The sequence below is a fragment of the Novosphingobium rhizovicinum genome, from assembly GCF_040813635.1.
Taxonomy (GTDB): Bacteria; Pseudomonadota; Alphaproteobacteria; order Sphingomonadales; family Sphingomonadaceae; genus Novosphingobium; species Novosphingobium rhizovicinum.
The window spans coordinates 378194-394027 of the sequence record NZ_JBFNXR010000021.1 but is presented as its reverse complement, the minus strand read 5'-3'; the positions used below and the strand labels follow the sequence as shown (position 1 = coordinate 394027).

The 15834-nt window shown below is 63.4% G+C and carries 16 protein-coding genes; 13 read left to right on the top strand and 3 right to left on the bottom strand.

The window, feature by feature from the left end; translation table 11 throughout:
- Window positions 1–196 precede the first annotated feature (196 nt).
- From ABUH87_RS06655 to ABUH87_RS06645, 3 genes are read left to right on the top strand one after another with little or no spacing between them, the layout of a single operon-like run.
- Complete coding sequence (locus tag ABUH87_RS06655; RefSeq protein WP_367771527.1) at window positions 197–1228, top strand: quinone-dependent dihydroorotate dehydrogenase; 1032 nt, start codon at window positions 197–199, stop codon at window positions 1226–1228.
- A 12-nt stretch (window positions 1229–1240) separates the two neighbouring features.
- Window positions 1241–2977, top strand: coding sequence for a gamma-glutamyltransferase (gene ggt, locus ABUH87_RS06650; protein ID WP_367771524.1), 1737 nt, complete (start codon window positions 1241–1243; stop codon window positions 2975–2977).
- 54 nt (window positions 2978–3031) lie between these two features.
- Window positions 3032–4834, top strand: a complete 1803-nt coding sequence (locus tag ABUH87_RS06645) for an AMP-dependent synthetase/ligase (protein ID WP_367772170.1) — start codon at window positions 3032–3034, stop codon at window positions 4832–4834.
- Window positions 4835–4962: 128 nt separating this feature from the next.
- Here ABUH87_RS06645 and ABUH87_RS06640 read toward each other — a convergent pair whose 3' ends face one another.
- Entirely contained in the window at window positions 4963–5490 is a 528-nt protein-coding gene (locus ABUH87_RS06640; protein ID WP_367771521.1) for a hypothetical protein, read from the bottom strand.
- 228 nt (window positions 5491–5718) lie between these two features.
- Between ABUH87_RS06640 and ABUH87_RS06635 the strand changes: the two genes are divergently transcribed.
- Window positions 5719–5901, top strand: coding sequence for a hypothetical protein (locus ABUH87_RS06635; protein ID WP_367771518.1), 183 nt, complete (start codon window positions 5719–5721; stop codon window positions 5899–5901).
- A gap of 64 nt (window positions 5902–5965) precedes the next feature.
- Here the strand turns inward: ABUH87_RS06635 and thiS are convergent, their stop codons facing one another.
- On the bottom strand, window positions 5966–6961 hold the full coding sequence (gene thiS, locus ABUH87_RS06630; protein ID WP_367771515.1) for a sulfur carrier protein ThiS: 996 nt from the start codon (window positions 6959–6961) through the stop codon (window positions 5966–5968).
- Between the two features lie 18 nt (window positions 6962–6979).
- The gene (locus ABUH87_RS06625; protein WP_367771512.1) at window positions 6980–7351 is read right to left on the bottom strand and encodes a MerC domain-containing protein; all 372 of its coding nucleotides are present in this window, start codon (window positions 7349–7351) and stop codon (window positions 6980–6982) included.
- 124 nt (window positions 7352–7475) lie between these two features.
- Between ABUH87_RS06625 and ABUH87_RS06620 the strand changes: the two genes are divergently transcribed.
- From ABUH87_RS06620 to ABUH87_RS06580, 9 genes are all read left to right on the top strand, one after another.
- On the top strand, window positions 7476–8537 hold the full coding sequence (locus ABUH87_RS06620; RefSeq protein WP_367771509.1) for a COX15/CtaA family protein: 1062 nt from the start codon (window positions 7476–7478) through the stop codon (window positions 8535–8537).
- A complete protein-coding gene (cutA, locus tag ABUH87_RS06615) occupies window positions 8534–8860 on the top strand; it encodes a divalent-cation tolerance protein CutA (RefSeq protein ID WP_367771506.1) in 327 nt (108 codons plus the stop codon). The genes ABUH87_RS06620 and cutA overlap by 4 nt, the downstream gene beginning before the upstream one ends.
- A 148-nt stretch (window positions 8861–9008) precedes the next feature.
- Window positions 9009–9488 (top strand): 50S ribosomal protein L13, encoded by a 480-nt coding sequence (rplM, locus tag ABUH87_RS06610; RefSeq protein WP_367771503.1) that lies wholly within the window; start codon window positions 9009–9011, stop codon window positions 9486–9488.
- The gene (gene rpsI / locus ABUH87_RS06605; protein WP_367771500.1) at window positions 9489–10022 is read left to right on the top strand and encodes a 30S ribosomal protein S9; all 534 of its coding nucleotides are present in this window, start codon (window positions 9489–9491) and stop codon (window positions 10020–10022) included.
- Window positions 10023–10207: 185 nt separating this feature from the next.
- On the top strand, window positions 10208–11941 hold the full coding sequence (locus ABUH87_RS06600; RefSeq protein ID WP_367771497.1) for a sensor domain-containing diguanylate cyclase: 1734 nt from the start codon (window positions 10208–10210) through the stop codon (window positions 11939–11941).
- Window positions 11942–12224: 283 nt separating this feature from the next.
- Window positions 12225–13073, top strand: coding sequence for an acetyl-CoA carboxylase, carboxyltransferase subunit beta (gene accD, locus ABUH87_RS06595; protein WP_367771494.1), 849 nt, complete (start codon window positions 12225–12227; stop codon window positions 13071–13073).
- Entirely contained in the window at window positions 13070–13513 is a 444-nt protein-coding gene (gene accB, locus ABUH87_RS06590; protein ID WP_367771489.1) for an acetyl-CoA carboxylase biotin carboxyl carrier protein, read from the top strand. Before accD ends, accB begins: the two co-directional genes overlap by 4 nt.
- A gap of 3 nt (window positions 13514–13516) precedes the next feature.
- On the top strand, window positions 13517–14881 hold the full coding sequence (gene accC, locus ABUH87_RS06585; RefSeq protein ID WP_367771486.1) for an acetyl-CoA carboxylase biotin carboxylase subunit: 1365 nt from the start codon (window positions 13517–13519) through the stop codon (window positions 14879–14881).
- Window positions 14878–15825, top strand: a complete 948-nt coding sequence (locus ABUH87_RS06580; protein ID WP_367772168.1) for an acetyl-CoA carboxylase carboxyltransferase subunit alpha — start codon at window positions 14878–14880, stop codon at window positions 15823–15825. The genes accC and ABUH87_RS06580 overlap by 4 nt, the downstream gene beginning before the upstream one ends.
- Window positions 15826–15834 lie beyond the last annotated feature (9 nt).

Genomic DNA, 15834 nt, shown 5'->3' with positions numbered 1-15834 from the left:
AAATGGCTACGAGCCCTTCGGGTCGCGGTGTCCGTCTATGTCGTGCTGCCGTGGTTGAATTGTAGAATCGCGACAACTCGAAAAGAAATAGGGACGGATGGTCCTTTATGGCTCTGCCGACCGGGAACTGTTGCAAAGCAGCAACAATCGCTCCGGCAGATTGAGCCCGCGTCCGCTTTGCGGCTAGAGGGTCGGTGTGTTGTATCCGTTGATCCGCCCGCTTTTGTTCCGCATCGACCCTGAACGTGCGCATGGCCTCGCTCTCAAGGCTCTCGCTACACGTCCGGGGAAGACGGCTGGTTCCGGCGCCCTTGCCACCCGCGTGGCGGGCCTTTCGTTCCCCAACCCGGTCGGCATGGCAGCCGGGTTCGACAAGGATGCGGTGGCACTGAAGGGGTTGCTGGGCCTCGGTTTCGGCTCTGTCGAAGTAGGGACGCTCACGCCGCGCCCGCAGGCGGGAAACCCCAGGCCGCGGCTATTCCGTTTGGTCGAGGACCGGGCAGTGATCAACCGCATGGGTTTCAACAACGGCGGCGTCGCTGATGCTTTGACCCGCCTTGCCGCAAGGGATCGCGCGTCCGGCATCGTCGGTGTCAATATCGGCGCCAACAAAGACAGCAGTGACCGAGTCGCAGATTACCGCTCGGGAATGCGCGCGGTCGCACCGCTAGCAGATTACGTGACGGTCAACATTTCGTCGCCCAACACGCCCGGCTTGCGGGCGCTTCAGGACAAGGGCGCGCTCGACGAACTGCTGGATGCCGTGCTGACAGAACGCGATGCCTCTGGGAAGCGCGTGCCGGTCTTCCTCAAAGTGGCTCCCGATCTGGAACCGGCGGACATTGACGACATCGCCGAAGTTACGATCGCTCGGGGCATTGATGGGCTGATCGTTTCCAACACGACCATCGCACGCCCGCCGCTGCGCTCCCGCCATGCGGGCGAAGCTGGAGGCCTTTCCGGCGCCCCGCTCAAGGACGCCGCACTCCAACGCCTGCGCGACTTCCGGAGCGCTACCGGGGGCGCGCTGCCGTTGATCGGAGTGGGCGGCATCGCAACCGCAGAAGACGCTTGGGAACGCATTCGTGCAGGCGCGTCCCTCATCCAGCTCTACTCGGCGATGGTCTATGAGGGGCCGGGAATCGCTCGCTCCATTTGCCAGGGCCTGGAGAGGCTAATGCGGCGCGACGGCTTCACGTGCGTTGCGGAGGCGGTAGGAAGCGAATAGCGTCTCGCACCCATGAACCTGACCTGCCTGCCTGCCCGACTGCTCGCCGTTTCCAGCGCGCTCCTGCTCACGGCCTGCGCCACATCGCCGGTGGCTCCGCCAACCACCAGCAGGCCCACTGCTCCGAAATATGAAAGCGGCATGGTCAGTGCCGCCGATCCGCGCGCAGCAGAGGCGGGCGCCGAGATGCTGCGCCACGGCGGCACGGCCACCGACGCGGCCATCGCGACGATGCTGGCGCTGACCGTTGTCGAGCCGCAGAGCTCCGGAATCGGAGGTGGCGGCTTCTACGTTCGATCCGATCCCAAGGGACAGGTCGGTACCATCGATGGCCGGGAAACAGCGCCGGCCGCCGCAACACCGCGGCGTTTCCTCGACGCGGAAGGCAAGCCACTCCCCCATCGCAAGGCCGTGGTGAGCGGCCTCTCCGTAGGTGTCCCGGGCAATATTGCGCTGGCCGCCCAAGCACACGAACAGGATGGCAAGCTCCCTTGGGCCGAGTTGTTTCAGCCCGCGATCCGACTGGCCAGCGAAGGATATCAGCTCAGCGAACGCGGTCGCGCCATGCTCGTGCGCGCGCCGGACAGTGCGGCTCACGATCCGGCGGCACGCGCACTTTACTTCGGCGCCGATGGCCAGCCTCACCCCGTGGGAACCCTGATCCGCAATCCCGCTCTGGCAAAGACGCTGGAGACGATCGCCAGCCGGGGGCCGCAAGCTTTCTACACTGGTGCGATGGCACAGGCTGTTGCGCGACAAGTTGCCAGCGAAACGCCGCAGGACGGCAAGATGACGGTGGCGGACCTGGAAGGCTACGAAGCCAAGAAACGCCCGGCGGCTTGCGGCACCTACCGGATATACAAGATCTGCGGCATGGGCCCGCCCTCTTCCGGAGAGACCACGGTGCTGGCCATCATGGTCGCGCTGGAGAACTTCGACCTTGCTGCACTTGGGCCGGATTCGCCCGTGGCATGGCACTTGTTTGCCGAGGCCCAGCGCCTCGCCTACGCGGATCGCGAAGTCTATCTCGCCGACCCCGACTACGTGCCGGTGCCAACCAAGGGCCTGACAGATCACGCCTACCTGCTGGCTCGCGGGAAGGCGATCTCGCCCGAACGCACGATGCCTTTCGTGAAGCCGGGCGATCCGAAAGGTTCGCAGAGGCTGAGCTTTGCACCAGGCCGAAGTTACCCGGAGCTTGGAACGTCTCACCTTGTCGTTATCGATAGGGAGGGCAGGGCCGTCAGCTACACCTCCACAATTGAGAGCGCTTTCGGATCGGGACTGTTCGTCGGCGGCTTCTATCTCAACAACGAGCTGACGGACTTCAGCTTCATGCCTGAGGATGCCGGCCGTCCCGTCGCCAACCGCGTGGAAGGCGGCAAGCGTCCCCGCAGTTCCATGGCGCCAACCTTGGTGTTTGGTCCGGATGGCAAGCTCCTGCTCGCACTTGGTGCCGCGGGAGGGGCCACCATTCCCGTACAGGTTGCCCGCACCCTCATCGGTTTTCTCGACTGGAAGCTTCCGATCGACCAAGCTCTGGCGCTCCCCCTCCTGTTCTCGCCCCGCGACACGGTGATCGTCGAAAAGGGCTCTCAGCTGGAAAGGATGATTCCGGCACTGGAGAAGCTGGGGCACGACGTGCGCGCAGCGGAACTCCCTCTCAAGACGAACGCTATCGCGGTAGTCGGCAGTCGCCTCGTCGGGGCGGCCGATCCGCGCAGCGAAGGGCGCGCAATAGCGCAGTAACGAATTTGCGGGAAAGACCGCATGACGCGAACAGAGGATGCAGGGGTTGTCACGATGCAACTAAGCGACTTTGCCGAGGCTCCCAACCTCGTCTCCTTGTTCCTACGGCGCGCCGATGCGCTGGGCAGCAAGCCCTTCTTGTGGACCAAGCCGGAGGGCCATTGGGTCGCGATCAGCTGGCAGGAAGCGGCGCGCCGTGTTTGCATTCTGGCCGAGCACCTGCGCGCCATCGGTTTGAAGCAGGGCGACCGGGTGGCCATCGTCTCCGAAAACCGGCCTGAGTGGTGCATCGCCGATCTCGCCATCATGGCGGCGGGATGCGTAACGGTGCCGGCGTACACCACGAACACCGCGCGCGATCACCTTCACGTGCTGCAGAACTCGGGCGCGCGCGCCGCGATTGTCTCTAACCCGAAGCTTGCCAGCGCCCTGCTGCCAGCCGTGGTGAAGAGCGACTGTTGCGAACACATCATCACGATGGAATCCCTGCGTGCCGGCCAGGGCGGCTTTCAAGTGCACGATTGGTCTCCACTCCTGGAAGGGGATGCATCCGCCGCGCGCTCTGCCGTGGACGCGCGCATAGCGGGAATTACGCGTGCCGATCTGGCCTGCATCATCTACACGAGTGGCACGGGCGGCGCTCCGCGAGGCGTGCGCCAGCACCACGGGATGATCCTGACGAATATCGCAGGGACTGTCACCGTTATCGCCGAAGACTTCGGCTGGGACGAAGACGAAGCGTTTCTCTCTTTCCTCCCCCTCAGCCATGCCTACGAGCACACGGCGGGGCAGTATGTGCCAATCGGCCTGGGGGGCCAGATCTACTACGCCGAGAGTCTTGAGAAGCTGGCCGCGAACATCGAGGAAACAAGGCCTACGATCATGGTCGTGGTACCTCGGCTTTTCGAAGTGCTGCGTACGCGTATCGTCAAGCAGGCGCAGAAGCAGGGCGGTGCCGCGAGCTGGTTGATGGGCCGGGCGGTAGGGCTTGCGAACAGACGCGCGTCCGGTCGTCGCTCTGCCACCGATCCAGCCTTGGACCTGATCCTGGCACCGACACTACGCCCGAAGATCCGCGCCAAGTTCGGCGGTCGACTGAAGGCGCTCGTCTCCGGGGGGGCGCCGCTGAATCCGGAGATCGGCGGCTTCTTCCAGGCTATCGGCATTACGCTGCTGCAGGGCTACGGCCAGACAGAGGCAGGACCGGTCATCAGCTGCAATCGGCCCGGCGCAGGCATTGCGATGGAAACTGTCGGCCCTCCGCTTCCGGGCGTCACGGTGCGGATTGCAGACGATGGCGAGATCCTGGTCCGCGGCGAACTCGTGATGCAAGGCTACTGGGAAAATCCGGCAGCCAGCGAGGCCGTGCTCCAGCAAGGGTGGCTCCACACCGGCGATATCGGAGAGTTCGACGCGAAGGGCCGCATCCGCATCACGGATCGCAAGAAGGACATGATCGTCAACGACAAGGGCGACAACGTCTCACCGCAGAAGGTCGAATCGATGCTGACCCTGCAGCCGGAGATTGGGCAGGCGATGGTTGCGGGCGACCGGCGCCCGTACATCGTCGGCTTGATCGTGCCGGACAGCGAGTGGGCCGACGCTTGGGCGCAGGCTCGCGGCATGCCGGGGGGGCTGGAAGGCCTGCAAGACGATCCGGCCTTTCACGCAGCCATTCGCGCTGCCGTGGACCGCGTGAATGCCGAACTGTCCGTCATCGAGAAGGTTCGCCGCTTTGCTCTCGCTGACGAACCTTTTGCCATTGAAAACGAGGAGATGACCCCCAGCCTCAAGATACGGCGCCACAAGATCAAGGAGCGGTATGGCGATCGCCTTGCCGCTCTGTACGGCGGCTAGAGCGTTTCCACTATGAGCGGAGACGCTCTCGATCTTCGATGCCGCATTTTCCGAGCCATTGGCCCTAAACGATCAACTCGAAAATGCTCTGACTCGCGCGTTCCGGATGCCGACCTCTGAGCGAATGATCAGGCCGCTTCTTTCTCTACCCATTCCGGGAAGAAGACCGGTTCGCGAGCCGACCAGCCCGGCGCCATGGCGGCGGCCTCACTGATCGAGCGCAATAACACCTTGCGGCGTTCAGGGTCGATCTGAGGTAAAGCGGCGGCGCCGCAGAACGCTGGCGGCAGCCAAGGTCGCGCTTCGGCGCCAAGCAATCGTTCGTATAAGAACCGGTAAGCCGAAAAGCACGCGATCCGCCCTTCTGACAAATCGAACGCCGTCAACTCGACGAGCCCGCCGAAATACTCGGACAGCCCTTCGAAACCATTGATGTCCGGGCGTGACGTCCGCAGCCCCTTCACCTCCTGATAGGCTACATACTGGCGGCGGATGGAGGCAGCTTCGTCGGCATCCCTGCTCCACAGCTTGACCGCATCCTGACGGCCGAGGCCGACATCCAGGCTGCGTTTGATGTAGCGCTGCTCGCAGGACGAGAAGCCGGCGAACTCACGCAGTTCACCGATCGTCAGGCTTGCAGTATCGACGTAGCTCATGCCCGTGCCCCGTGCTCATGGCCGAGGAGGCCGACAAGCACCCCCTCGTGTGAGCTTGAGTTGATCATAAGGACCTTACGAAGCGCTTAACCATCCCGCGCGTGATAATGCGTGCAGCGCATCCGCGTTGATGCGCCCGCCCCCCGCGAAACCGAGCCTGCGAATTGGCGGAACGATTACGCTCGCCGCCGTTTTCTTAAGTGAACCCCCGGCAAACGGAGACGGAGAATGGACTGGCTTTGGGCATTCGTCATTATAGGCGGCCCCATCATCCTGGGCCTGGCGCTGATTTACGCGACGGTTCAGTACCGGAATCGCGGGCGTGAACTCGACCGCGCTTCGCAGGAGAGCGCAAAGAGAGTGCGTGAGGACATACGCCATGAGGACGAGCGGGCCAGTCAGCCGCGCTGACTTCCGGCCCGTTGACCTCCTGTCCGCTGACTTCCGGCGGAAAACGCCGGAGGCTCGCTGGGGTTCAGATCAGTCCCGCTAACGGACTGGAGGGATCGGCATACTTGCGGGTAGCCATACGGCCTGCCCGGTAGGCCTCCCGCCCGCCTTCGACCGCCAAGCGCATCGCCCGCGCCATTCTCAGAGGATCCCGGGCCTCGGCGATCGCGGTGTTCATCAACACGCCATCACAGCCCAGTTCCATTGCCACGGCGGCATCGGACGCTGTGCCGACGCCCGCATCAACCAGAACCGGAACCTTGGCACCCTCGACAATCAGCCGGATGGTGACACGGTTCTGGATCCCAAGACCTGAGCCGATCGGGGCGCCAAGGGGCATTACAGCCACAGCGCCCGCGTCTTCAAGCTGCTTGGCTGCGATGGGATCATCCACGCAGTAGACCATCGGCAGGAAACCTTCGGCAGCAAGAACTTCTGTGGCCTTCAGCGTCTCACGCATGTCGGGGTAGAGCGTGCGCGCTTCGCCCAGGACCTCAAGCTTGACCAGGTCCCAGCCGCCCGCTTCACGCGCGAGGCGCAGCGTGCGGATCGCCTCCTCTGCATTGAAGCAGCCAGCCGTGTTGGGCAGATAGGTGATTCGTTTCGGATCGATGAAGTCGGTCAGCATCGGCGCTTTGGGATCCGACACGTTGACCCGGCGCACCGCCACGGTAACGATCTCAGCCCCGCTCGCCTCGACAGCGGCTGCGTTCTGAGCAAAGTCCTTGTACTTGCCCGTGCCGACAATCAGGCGAGAGCGGAACGTACGTCCCGCTACTGTCCAGGTATCCTCGGCAGCCGGCGGAACATCACCGCCTCCCACGAAGTGCACGATCTCCAGCGTGTCCCCATCGGTGAGTTGCACATCGGCCAACGTGGAACGCGGCACGATCGTGCCGTTGCGCTCCACTGCGACCTTCTTGGGGTCGAGTTCCAGGCTGGCGACAAGATCGGCAATGCTGGCACCGGGTGCGGTACGCCGGGCTTCGCCGTTTACGGTGAGCTGAAGTTGTGCGGTCATGTCTGCGCGAGATAACGCTCAGACCGACTTGTGCAAGTTCCGGATGTGCGCGAGCGCAACCAACGCCACGCCCAATATGGTCACGATCGCCTCCGGCAGTCCGTGCTCAACCACGAGACCGGCAGCCATGAAGGAGAGGCCCACGACCCCGAGCACAAGTGGCTCCAGACGGCCGTGGCGCAGAACACCGAGGCCGATTGAAACAAAGCCGATGACTACTGCCAAGGCCAGACCAAAGCGATGGATCTCTGGTGCCAGCAGAAACTGGCCGCCTACTCCGAGAATCCCCACCAGCATGAGGCCCAGAATGCAATGGACGGCGCACAAGCCCGAGAGCAAGACGCCCACCCCGTCCATCCGGTCACGAATCGATGTTAGCGCCTGCCGCATGCAGCCTCACATATGTGACGTTGTATCATTCTACAACCCACTCCGGCGAAAAGGGTTCCGCGCCGTGCCTCATTGCCGCACCGCCCCTTGCACAACGCAAGGCGAAAGAGCAGTGACGTGCGCCATGAGAGTTCCTGACGGACGGCCGATTATCGGCACCACCGACGATATCCTTCCCATGGTTCGCTGGCTGCTTTTCGTGGCGCTGCTTGTGCTGGCGATCATCGTTGTGGGCGGCGTGACACGGCTCACCGAGTCCGGCGTTTCCATCGTCGAATGGAAGCCGGTCACTGGCGCGATCCCGCCGCTCAGCGAGGCGCAGTGGCAGGCCGAGTTCGCAGCGTACCAACAAACCCCCCAGTACACGCAGATCAACGGGCCAGCGGGCATGACGCTGGCCACGTACAAGTTCATCTACTTCTGGGAATGGATTCACAGATTGATCGCGCGGGTCATCGGCCTCGCCTTTGCATTGCCGCTGGCCTGGTTCTGGCTGCGCGGAACGATACCCCTCGGCTATAAGCCGCGCCTTCTTGCTCTACTCGCACTCGGTGGTTTGCAGGGAACGATCGGCTGGTGGATGGTCACATCCGGTATCGTGAACGACGTCAAGGTCAGTCACTTCCGTCTTGCGGCTCACCTGCTGACAGCGTTTGCGACCTTGGCAGGCCTCGTGTGGACAGCGCTCGACCTTTTGGCCCTGAAGCGCGGCGCCCCGCGCGCACGGTTTACGGGCCTGGGCATAGGCACGCTCCTCGTGCTGGTAATCCAGCTCTTTTACGGCGCTCTCCTTGCCGGCTTGCGCGCAGGGTACGTCGCGGGCGCTGGCTGGTGGAACTGGGATGCCTGGCCGCTGATGCAAGGCAGCTTCTATCCTGAGGGCGTGGACTGGTCCCTCGGCGTGCGGCACGCGCTGCTGAGCGATCCCTATCTCGTCCATTACCTTCACCGCTGGTGGGCCTGGACCGTGGTGCTCGTTCTTGTTGTCATGGCTCGCAAGGTCCGGCGCCGTAAACGCAGGATCTCTGTCGCGATCCATGCCGCCTTCGGAACGCAGATCATCCTTGGCATTTTCACGGTCTGGTCGGGCGTCAACCTTTGGATAGCGGTTGCGCATCAACTCGTTGGCGCTCTCACCCTGTGCGCCGCCATTTGGGGCGCTCATGCTCTTGGACGGCGGGTATGACGGGTCAGCCGGCCCCGGCGCTCGTCTGGTGCCCGTTCCCCGATCCCGATGCGGCGCTGGCTGTCATAGATGCGCTATTGCAGGAGGGCCTGATCGCGTGCGGAAACGTGCTGCCGGGAATGCGCAGCCGCTTCATCTGGAACGGTGAGGTAAGCAGCGCAAACGAAGCAGGCGTTCTGCTCAAGACCAATGCCGACTGCCTTTCGCGCGTGGTTGCACGCGTGGCAGAGCTGCATCCGTACGAAGAGCCTGCCGTACTCGGGTGGCTGGCGGACGCGGCGGCGCCCGGCACACTGGAGTGGCTGGCTCAGCTTGGCCGCTAAAGAGCGAGCGGTATTATTTTACCTCTTCGCAAAGCGGCGCGCTGCTTGACTTTCAGGCGGATTCGAACGAATGGGCCACCTTCCCGCGCTGTGGTGAGACTCGTTGCATCGAGCCCATGGCGCGAACAGAAACAAGGGAAGACCAGCCATGAAGGCGCTCACGAAGGTCACCCGGTCGATCAAGCCGGCCGAGGTAGAAAAGAACTGGCATCTGATCGATGCCGAAGGTCTGGTGGTTGGCCGCCTTGCCGTCGTCATCGCAGACCTGCTGCGCGGCAAGCACAAGCCGAGCTACACCCCGCACGTCGATTGCGGCGACCATGTCGTCGTCATCAACGCGGAGAAGGTTCGCTTCACCGGCAACAAGCTGAAGCAGCAGACCTATTACAAGCATACCGGCTATGCCGGTGGCATCAAGGAAGTGACCGCAGACAAGGTTCTCGCCGGCCGCTTCCCCGAGCGCGTGCTGGAAAAGGCTGTTGAGCGCATGGTTCCACGCGGCCCGCTTGGCCGTGACCAGATGCGCGCGCTGCACGTCTATGCCGGCACCGAGCACCCGCACGCGGGCACTCAGCCTCAGCCGCTCGACGTCGCTTCCATGAACCGCAAGAACAAGGTGGGCGCGTAAATGTCCGACACCGATACCGTCCAGAGCCTGTCCGACCTCAAGGACCTCACCGCCGACGCGCCGCTTGCCACAGAGGGCGCCGAAGTCGAAGCACCTGTGATCCGCACCGGCCCTGCCGCGCCGATCCGTGAGCAGGAAATCGACGCTCAGGGCCGCGCCTATGCAACCGGCCGCCGCAAGGACGCCGTGGCTCGCGTTTGGCTCAAGCCTGGCAGCGGCAAGATCACCGTCAACGGCCGCGATCAGGAAGTGTACTTCGCACGTCCGACGCTTCGTCTGGTGATCGCGCAGACCTTCCAGATCACCGATCGTGTCGACCAGTACGACATCGTCGCCACCGTCAAGGGTGGTGGTCTCTCCGGTCAGGCTGGCGCCGTGAAGCACGGCATTGCCCAGGCGCTCAGCAAGTTTGAGCCTGCACTGCGCAGCACGGTCAAGGCTGCTGGCTTCCTCACTCGTGACCCGCGCGTCGTCGAGCGTAAGAAGTACGGCCGCGCCAAGGCTCGCCGTAGCTTCCAGTTCTCGAAGCGCTAAGCGTTTACCGATCTCTGGATCGCAGAAGGGCTCGCGGGCAACCGCGGGCCCTTTTCGCGTGGTAGCCGTCCTGCTGACTGCGCATAGCCCTTTGGTGCAAGCCTAAGGAGTCGTTAACCATCTTCGACCAGTGGGCTCCTATGATAAGAAGCCTAACAAAAGCCATGTTTGAGGATCGTGCGCGGGTGACTCGCACGGCTGCCACTGCGGCAGGAGGGTACCTGCTGCTGGCAACCCCGGTCATAGCCTGGACAAGCGACGGAAGAAGTCACGCGACTGTATGGCCGGCAGATGCGCTTATCCTGGCATTGCTCCTCAACAGCCCTCGGCGGCTGTGGTCAGTCATCCTGGTGGCCGGATGGTTGGGCAATCTGGCGGCAAACGGCATCACGCGCGGCTGGATCGTGGGAATCGTCCTCTACGGCGCCATCAACATGGCACAGACGCTGCTCGCTGGGGCCCTCCTCGACCGGACGCTCCGCGGACGGAACCTTCTTGAGGACACAGGGACCAGCACGCGGTTCCTGCTTGTTGCTGGCTACCTTGCGCCTGCTTTGGGGGCGACGTTGGGGTCCGCTGTATCCTTGGTGAACTACGGTCAGCCTTTTGCCGGATCGTTCCTGCTCTGGTTCAGCAGCAACGCGTTGGGTCTGCTGATTGGCACTCCTTTGCTTCAGGCGGTTCTGGATGGCAGCTACGTACGCTGGTTCCATGCCAAGCCTCGCTCGGATCGCTGGGAGGCCGTCCTCCTCCTGCTCGCCCACACCGCCGTAGTGGGGCTGGTGTTCCGGCAGTCGCTGCTGCCGCTCGAGTTCCTTCCTCTTGCCTCTCTCCTGCTGCTCGCTTTCAGGCTGGGCCGCTTGGGAACAATGGCCGGCATCTGCATCATCGCCGTAGTAGGTGCTGCGGCCGGATACCTCCAGCTGGGGCCGCTGATGCTGATGCGGCATGGCCCGGTTGTCGATGCCTTCTATTTCCAGCTCTATCTTGGCGTGATCCTGTGCGTGACCTTGCCCGTTGCAGCCACCGTAGCGTCCCGCGCGGAAGCGCTTGCCCAGCTTGCCGAGCACAGGAAGGCGCTGCAGCAGATCCTCAAGCACTCGCCCGACGGAATTCTCAGCTTTGACGCTTCGGGCTTGTGCAAATGGGCGGACGGTCGCCTCATGGACTGTACCGGAATCGGCCCTCGTGAGTTCGTGGGCCTCACCGTCGAGCAGGTGGCCGAGCATACGAGCCCGGAACTCCAGTACATCATCGAAAACGCGGCAAAACAGAGCAATGTGCCCCATCGAGTGGAGTTCAGAGCCGTGCACGCGCCGGAAAGAACAATCGAAGCCCTTTGCAATATCGTCCCGAACGACGACCATCGTAGCGGTGTTGTGGTCACACTGAGAGACATCTCGGCCCACAAAACCCGCGAGGATACCATTGCGAGGGCAGCGGAAATAGACGACCTGACAGGATTGCTGAATCGCAGAGGTCTCAGGAATTATACCAGCGGGGCCTTCAGCGATCCGTCCAGGCACCTGACGCTCGCCCTGATCGACGTTGACCGCTTCAAGTCCATCAACGACACGTTCGGCCATTCCGTTGGAGACCGCGTACTTGCCGGCATCGCTACACGCCTGAACGAGAACGTGCGGAGCAGTGACGCCGTGGGTCGCCTGGGCGGTGACGAGTTCGCGGTATTCTTCAATTGCGACATCGTGGCCGCCCGCATCATCTGCGAACGGATGATGGCCTCTCTCAAGCGCTCACCGGTCTTTAACGAAGACGGCATCAGGATCTTTGCATCCCTCAGCTGCGGCATTGCGGAGCGGAAGCCGGGCATGACCCGCGAGGAGTTGTATGATGCCGCTGACACAGCTCTTTACGAGGTCAAGCGGCAGGGGCGCGATGGCATCCTTTCAGCGGCCTAGCGCATCTGTTGTGAGTTCACCTCGGCCCGCCTGAACGTCGAGAGCATGTCACCTCGAGCGGCGATGCTCCAGATTGTCGGCGCCGAATTTTCGCGCCCGTGGCCCTGAACGGCCTTCTTGAAAATGCTCCGGGCTCGCCCGCTGGATAGATTGGGCAGTACTGCGCGAACTCATCGAGACGCCATCGCCCGAGGGGGTTTGCATCGCGGGGGCGATGGGCCTATGGGGTCCGCCCGCAAGCAGCCGGGCCAATCCTGCTGCATGGTCCTACGATGGCAGACTGATGAGCTGGATTACCAAGGTACGCAACTCTCTGGCGACGCTGGGTAAGCGCGACACGCCAGACAATTTGTGGACCAAGTGTCCGGGCTGCCAGGAGATGGTCTTCACCCGCGCGTGGGAGGATAATCTTTCCGTATGCCCGCGCTGCGGACATCATGGTCGCATCGGCGCGGATGCCCGCTTCAACCAACTGCTTGACCCCGGTTTCGCGGTCTTGCCAGGCGTCAGCGTTCCAGAGAACCCGCTGAACTTCCGCGACAGCAAGAAATACTCCGATCGCCTCAAGGCCGCTCGCACCGCCAATCGCCACCCGGAAGCGCTCACCGCTGCCGAAGGCACCATCGCTGGGCAACCGTTGGTGCTGGGAGTGCAGGACTTCGCCTTCATGGGTGGATCAATGGGCATGGCCGTGGGCGAGGCATTCGTGCAGGCCGCGGAACGTGCGCTTGAGCGTGGGTGCGGGCTCGTCATGTGCACCGCCGCAGGCGGAGCGCGCATGCAGGAGGGCATTCTCTCGCTGATGCAGATGCCCAAGACCACCGTTGCGCTGCGTCGGCTCGCGCGCGCCGGACTGCCCTACATCGTCGTCCTCACCGATCCCACCACGGGCGGCGTCACGGCCAGCTACGCGATGCTGGGGGACGTGCATCTTGCAGAACCCGGCGCGCTCATTGGTTTCGCCGGTCAGCGCGTGATCCGCGACACCATCAGAGAAAAGCTGCCCGAGGGCTTTCAGCGGGCTGAATACCTTAGCGAACACGGCATGGTCGATCAGGTCGTGTCGCGTCATGAGCTACGGGCAACGCTCGCCCGACTGCTCGATTATCTCACCCGAAAGGACGTAGCGTGAAAATCGATAGCGCGCTGGTACGCGAACTGGCCGAACTGCTGGCTGCGACTGGCCTTACCGAGATCGAAGTAGAGGACGGAGAGCGCAAGATCCGCGTCGTGCGGCAGGCCGCGCCCGTGGTCGCAACCGTCGCCCCACAGGCCGTCCCCACGGCACCGGCGGCTGCTCCTCCCGCCGCTCCCGCCGAGATTCCTGCTGCTGCGGCGATTGATGCCGTGAAGTCACCAATGGTGGGCACCGCCTACCTGGCCGCAGAGCCGAGCGCCGCGCCCTTCGTCAGCGTGGGGCAGACGGTCAAGGCAGGGGACGTCCTGCTGATCGTTGAGGCCATGAAGGTGATGAACCAGATCACCGCTCCGAAGTCCGGCACAGTCCAGTCGGTGCTGGTCGAGAACGGACAGCCCGTTGAATACGACCAGCCTCTCATGGTGATCGCGTAAGGCATGTCTAGGAATACCGGACCCATTAAGCGCCTCTTGATCGCCAATCGTGGCGAGATCGCCCTGCGCATCCATCGTGCCGCACGCGAGATGGGCATCGAGACGGTTGCGGTACACTCGACCGCCGATGCCGAAGCGATGCACGTGCGCCTTGCGGACCACGCGGTCTGCATCGGCCCGCCGGCCGCGAAGGACAGCTACCTCAACGTCGCGGCGATCATCGCTGCCGCCGAGATCACCCAGGCCGATGCGATCCATCCCGGCTACGGCTTCCTTTCGGAGAACGCCCAGTTTGCTGAGATCGTCGAGGCGCATGGGCTGACCTGGGTCGGCCCCAAGCCCGAGCATATCCGCACCATGGGCGACAAGGTGGCGGCCAAGCGTACTGCCGGCGCCTTGGGCTTGCCGCTCGTGCCCGGTTCGGACGGCGCGATCGAGGACGTGGCTGAAGCCAAAGTGCTGGCAGAGCAGATCGGCTATCCGGTGCTGATCAAAGCTGCCTCGGGCGGTGGGGGGCGCGGCATGAAGGTCGTGCAGAACGCTGATGAGCTCGAGAGTCAGATGGGGCAGGCTCGCTCCGAGGCGAAGGCCGCGTTCGGCGATGCCACGGTCTACATGGAGAAGTACCTCGGCAATCCGAGGCATATCGAGTTCCAGATCTTCGGCGACGGCAACGGACATGCCATCCACTTGGGAGAGCGCGATTGCTCGCTCCAGCGCCGCCACCAGAAGGTGCTGGAGGAAGCGCCATCACCGGTCATCTCTGCCGAAGAGCGCGACCGGATGGGCGGCATCGTGGCCAAGGCCATGGCCGACATGGCTTATCGCGGCGCCGGAACCATCGAGTTCCTGTGGGAAGCGGGCGAGTTCTACTTCATCGAGATGAACACTCGCCTGCAGGTCGAGCATCCTGTCACCGAAGCGATCACCGGCATCGACCTCGTGCGCGAGCAGATCCGCGTGGCCGAGGGACATCCCCTCTCCTTCCGGCAGGAGGAAGTGCAGTTTCGCGGACATGCCATCGAATGCCGCATCAACGCCGAGGATGCGTGGACTTTCGCACCCTCGCCGGGAAAGGTCGAGCACTACCACGCTGCCGGAGGTCTGAACGTCCGCGTCGATTCGGGCCTCTACGCTGGCTACCGCGTGCCGCCTTACTATGACTCGATGATCGCCAAGCTGATCGTGTCTGGCCGCACTCGCGAAGGGTGCATCATGCGCCTGAAGCGCGCGCTGGAGGAGATGGTGATCGAGGGTGTGAAAACCTCGATTCCGCTTCATCAAGCGCTGATGGAGGAGCCGGACTTCGCTTCGGGCGACTATACGATCAAGTGGCTCGAAGAGTGGCTGGCGGAGCGTTCAGCGTGATCTCGTTCCTCGACTTTGAGAAGCCTGTCGCCGAACTCGAGGCCCGCATTGCGGAGCTCCGGGCCACGGCAGAGACTGGCCAGCTGGACCTCGCGCCCGAGATCGACAAGCTCGAGAAGAAAAGCACCGCGCTGCTCAGGAGCACGTACGGCAAACTCTCGCCTTGGCAGAAGACACAAGTCGCACGACATCCGCAGCGCCCCCACTTCGTCGATTATGTCCGGCTGATGTTTGACGACTTCATGCCGCTTGGCGGTGATCGGCGTTTTGGCGAGGATCACGCGATCCTTGGCGGACCCGCCCGGCTGAAGGGGCGCAAGGTCATGCTGATCGGGCATGAGAAGGGCCATGACACGGCCAGCCGGCTGAAGCACAACTTCGGCATGGGCAAGCCCGAAGGCTATCGCAAGGCCGTGCGCCTTATGGAGATGGCGAGCAAGTTCGGCCTCCCAGTGGTAACGCTGGTAGACACTGCCGGCGCTTTCCCAGGCGTGGAAGCCGAGGAACGCGGACAGTCGGAGGCGATTGCCCGCAGCACCGAGGCATGCCTTTCCTTGCGCGTCCCGATGGTGGCAGCGATCGTCGGCGAAGGCGGTTCCGGCGGCGCGGTGGCACTGGCAAGCGCAGAACGCGTGCTGATGCTGGAACACGCCGTCTATTCCGTCATCTCTCCAGAAGGCGCTTCCTCGATCCTGTGGCGGACGTCCGAAAAGGCGCCAGAGGCTGCGGAAGCCATGAAGGTGACGGCGCAGGACCTGCTGACACTCGGGGTTATCGATCGCATCGTGCCAGAACCCCTCGGCGGCGCCCATCGCGATGCGGCCACCACGGCGCAGTCGCTTGGCACCGCCATTAGCGAGGAACTCGACCTTCTGGCTTCACGCCCGGCCGATCAGTTGATCGCCCAACGGGAGGAGCGTTTCCTCAGGATCGGTCGCGCCTGATCGGACGGT

What these genes read in the sequence shown, in the direction of transcription:
- ABUH87_RS06645 (WP_367772170.1), top strand. Translation starts at nt 3,032, where the DNA reads ATGCAACTAAGCGACTTTGCCGAGGCTCCCAACCTCGTCTCCTTGTTC.
- ggt (WP_367771524.1), top strand. Translation starts at nt 1,241, where the DNA reads ATGAACCTGACCTGCCTGCCTGCCCGACTGCTCGCCGTTTCCAGCGCG.
- accD (WP_367771494.1), top strand. Translation starts at nt 12,225, where the DNA reads ATGAGCTGGATTACCAAGGTACGCAACTCTCTGGCGACGCTGGGTAAG.
- accC (WP_367771486.1), top strand. Translation starts at nt 13,517, where the DNA reads ATGTCTAGGAATACCGGACCCATTAAGCGCCTCTTGATCGCCAATCGT.
- rpsI (WP_367771500.1), top strand. Translation starts at nt 9,489, where the DNA reads ATGTCCGACACCGATACCGTCCAGAGCCTGTCCGACCTCAAGGACCTC.
- cutA (WP_367771506.1), top strand. Translation starts at nt 8,534, where the DNA reads ATGACGGGTCAGCCGGCCCCGGCGCTCGTCTGGTGCCCGTTCCCCGAT.
- thiS (WP_367771515.1), bottom strand. Translation starts at nt 6,961, where the DNA reads ATGACCGCACAACTTCAGCTCACCGTAAACGGCGAAGCCCGGCGTACC.
- ABUH87_RS06640 (WP_367771521.1), bottom strand. Translation starts at nt 5,490, where the DNA reads ATGAGCTACGTCGATACTGCAAGCCTGACGATCGGTGAACTGCGTGAG.
- ABUH87_RS06625 (WP_367771512.1), bottom strand. Translation starts at nt 7,351, where the DNA reads ATGCGGCAGGCGCTAACATCGATTCGTGACCGGATGGACGGGGTGGGC.
- ABUH87_RS06635 (WP_367771518.1), top strand. Translation starts at nt 5,719, where the DNA reads ATGGACTGGCTTTGGGCATTCGTCATTATAGGCGGCCCCATCATCCTG.
- ABUH87_RS06620 (WP_367771509.1), top strand. Translation starts at nt 7,476, where the DNA reads ATGAGAGTTCCTGACGGACGGCCGATTATCGGCACCACCGACGATATC.
- rplM (WP_367771503.1), top strand. Translation starts at nt 9,009, where the DNA reads ATGAAGGCGCTCACGAAGGTCACCCGGTCGATCAAGCCGGCCGAGGTA.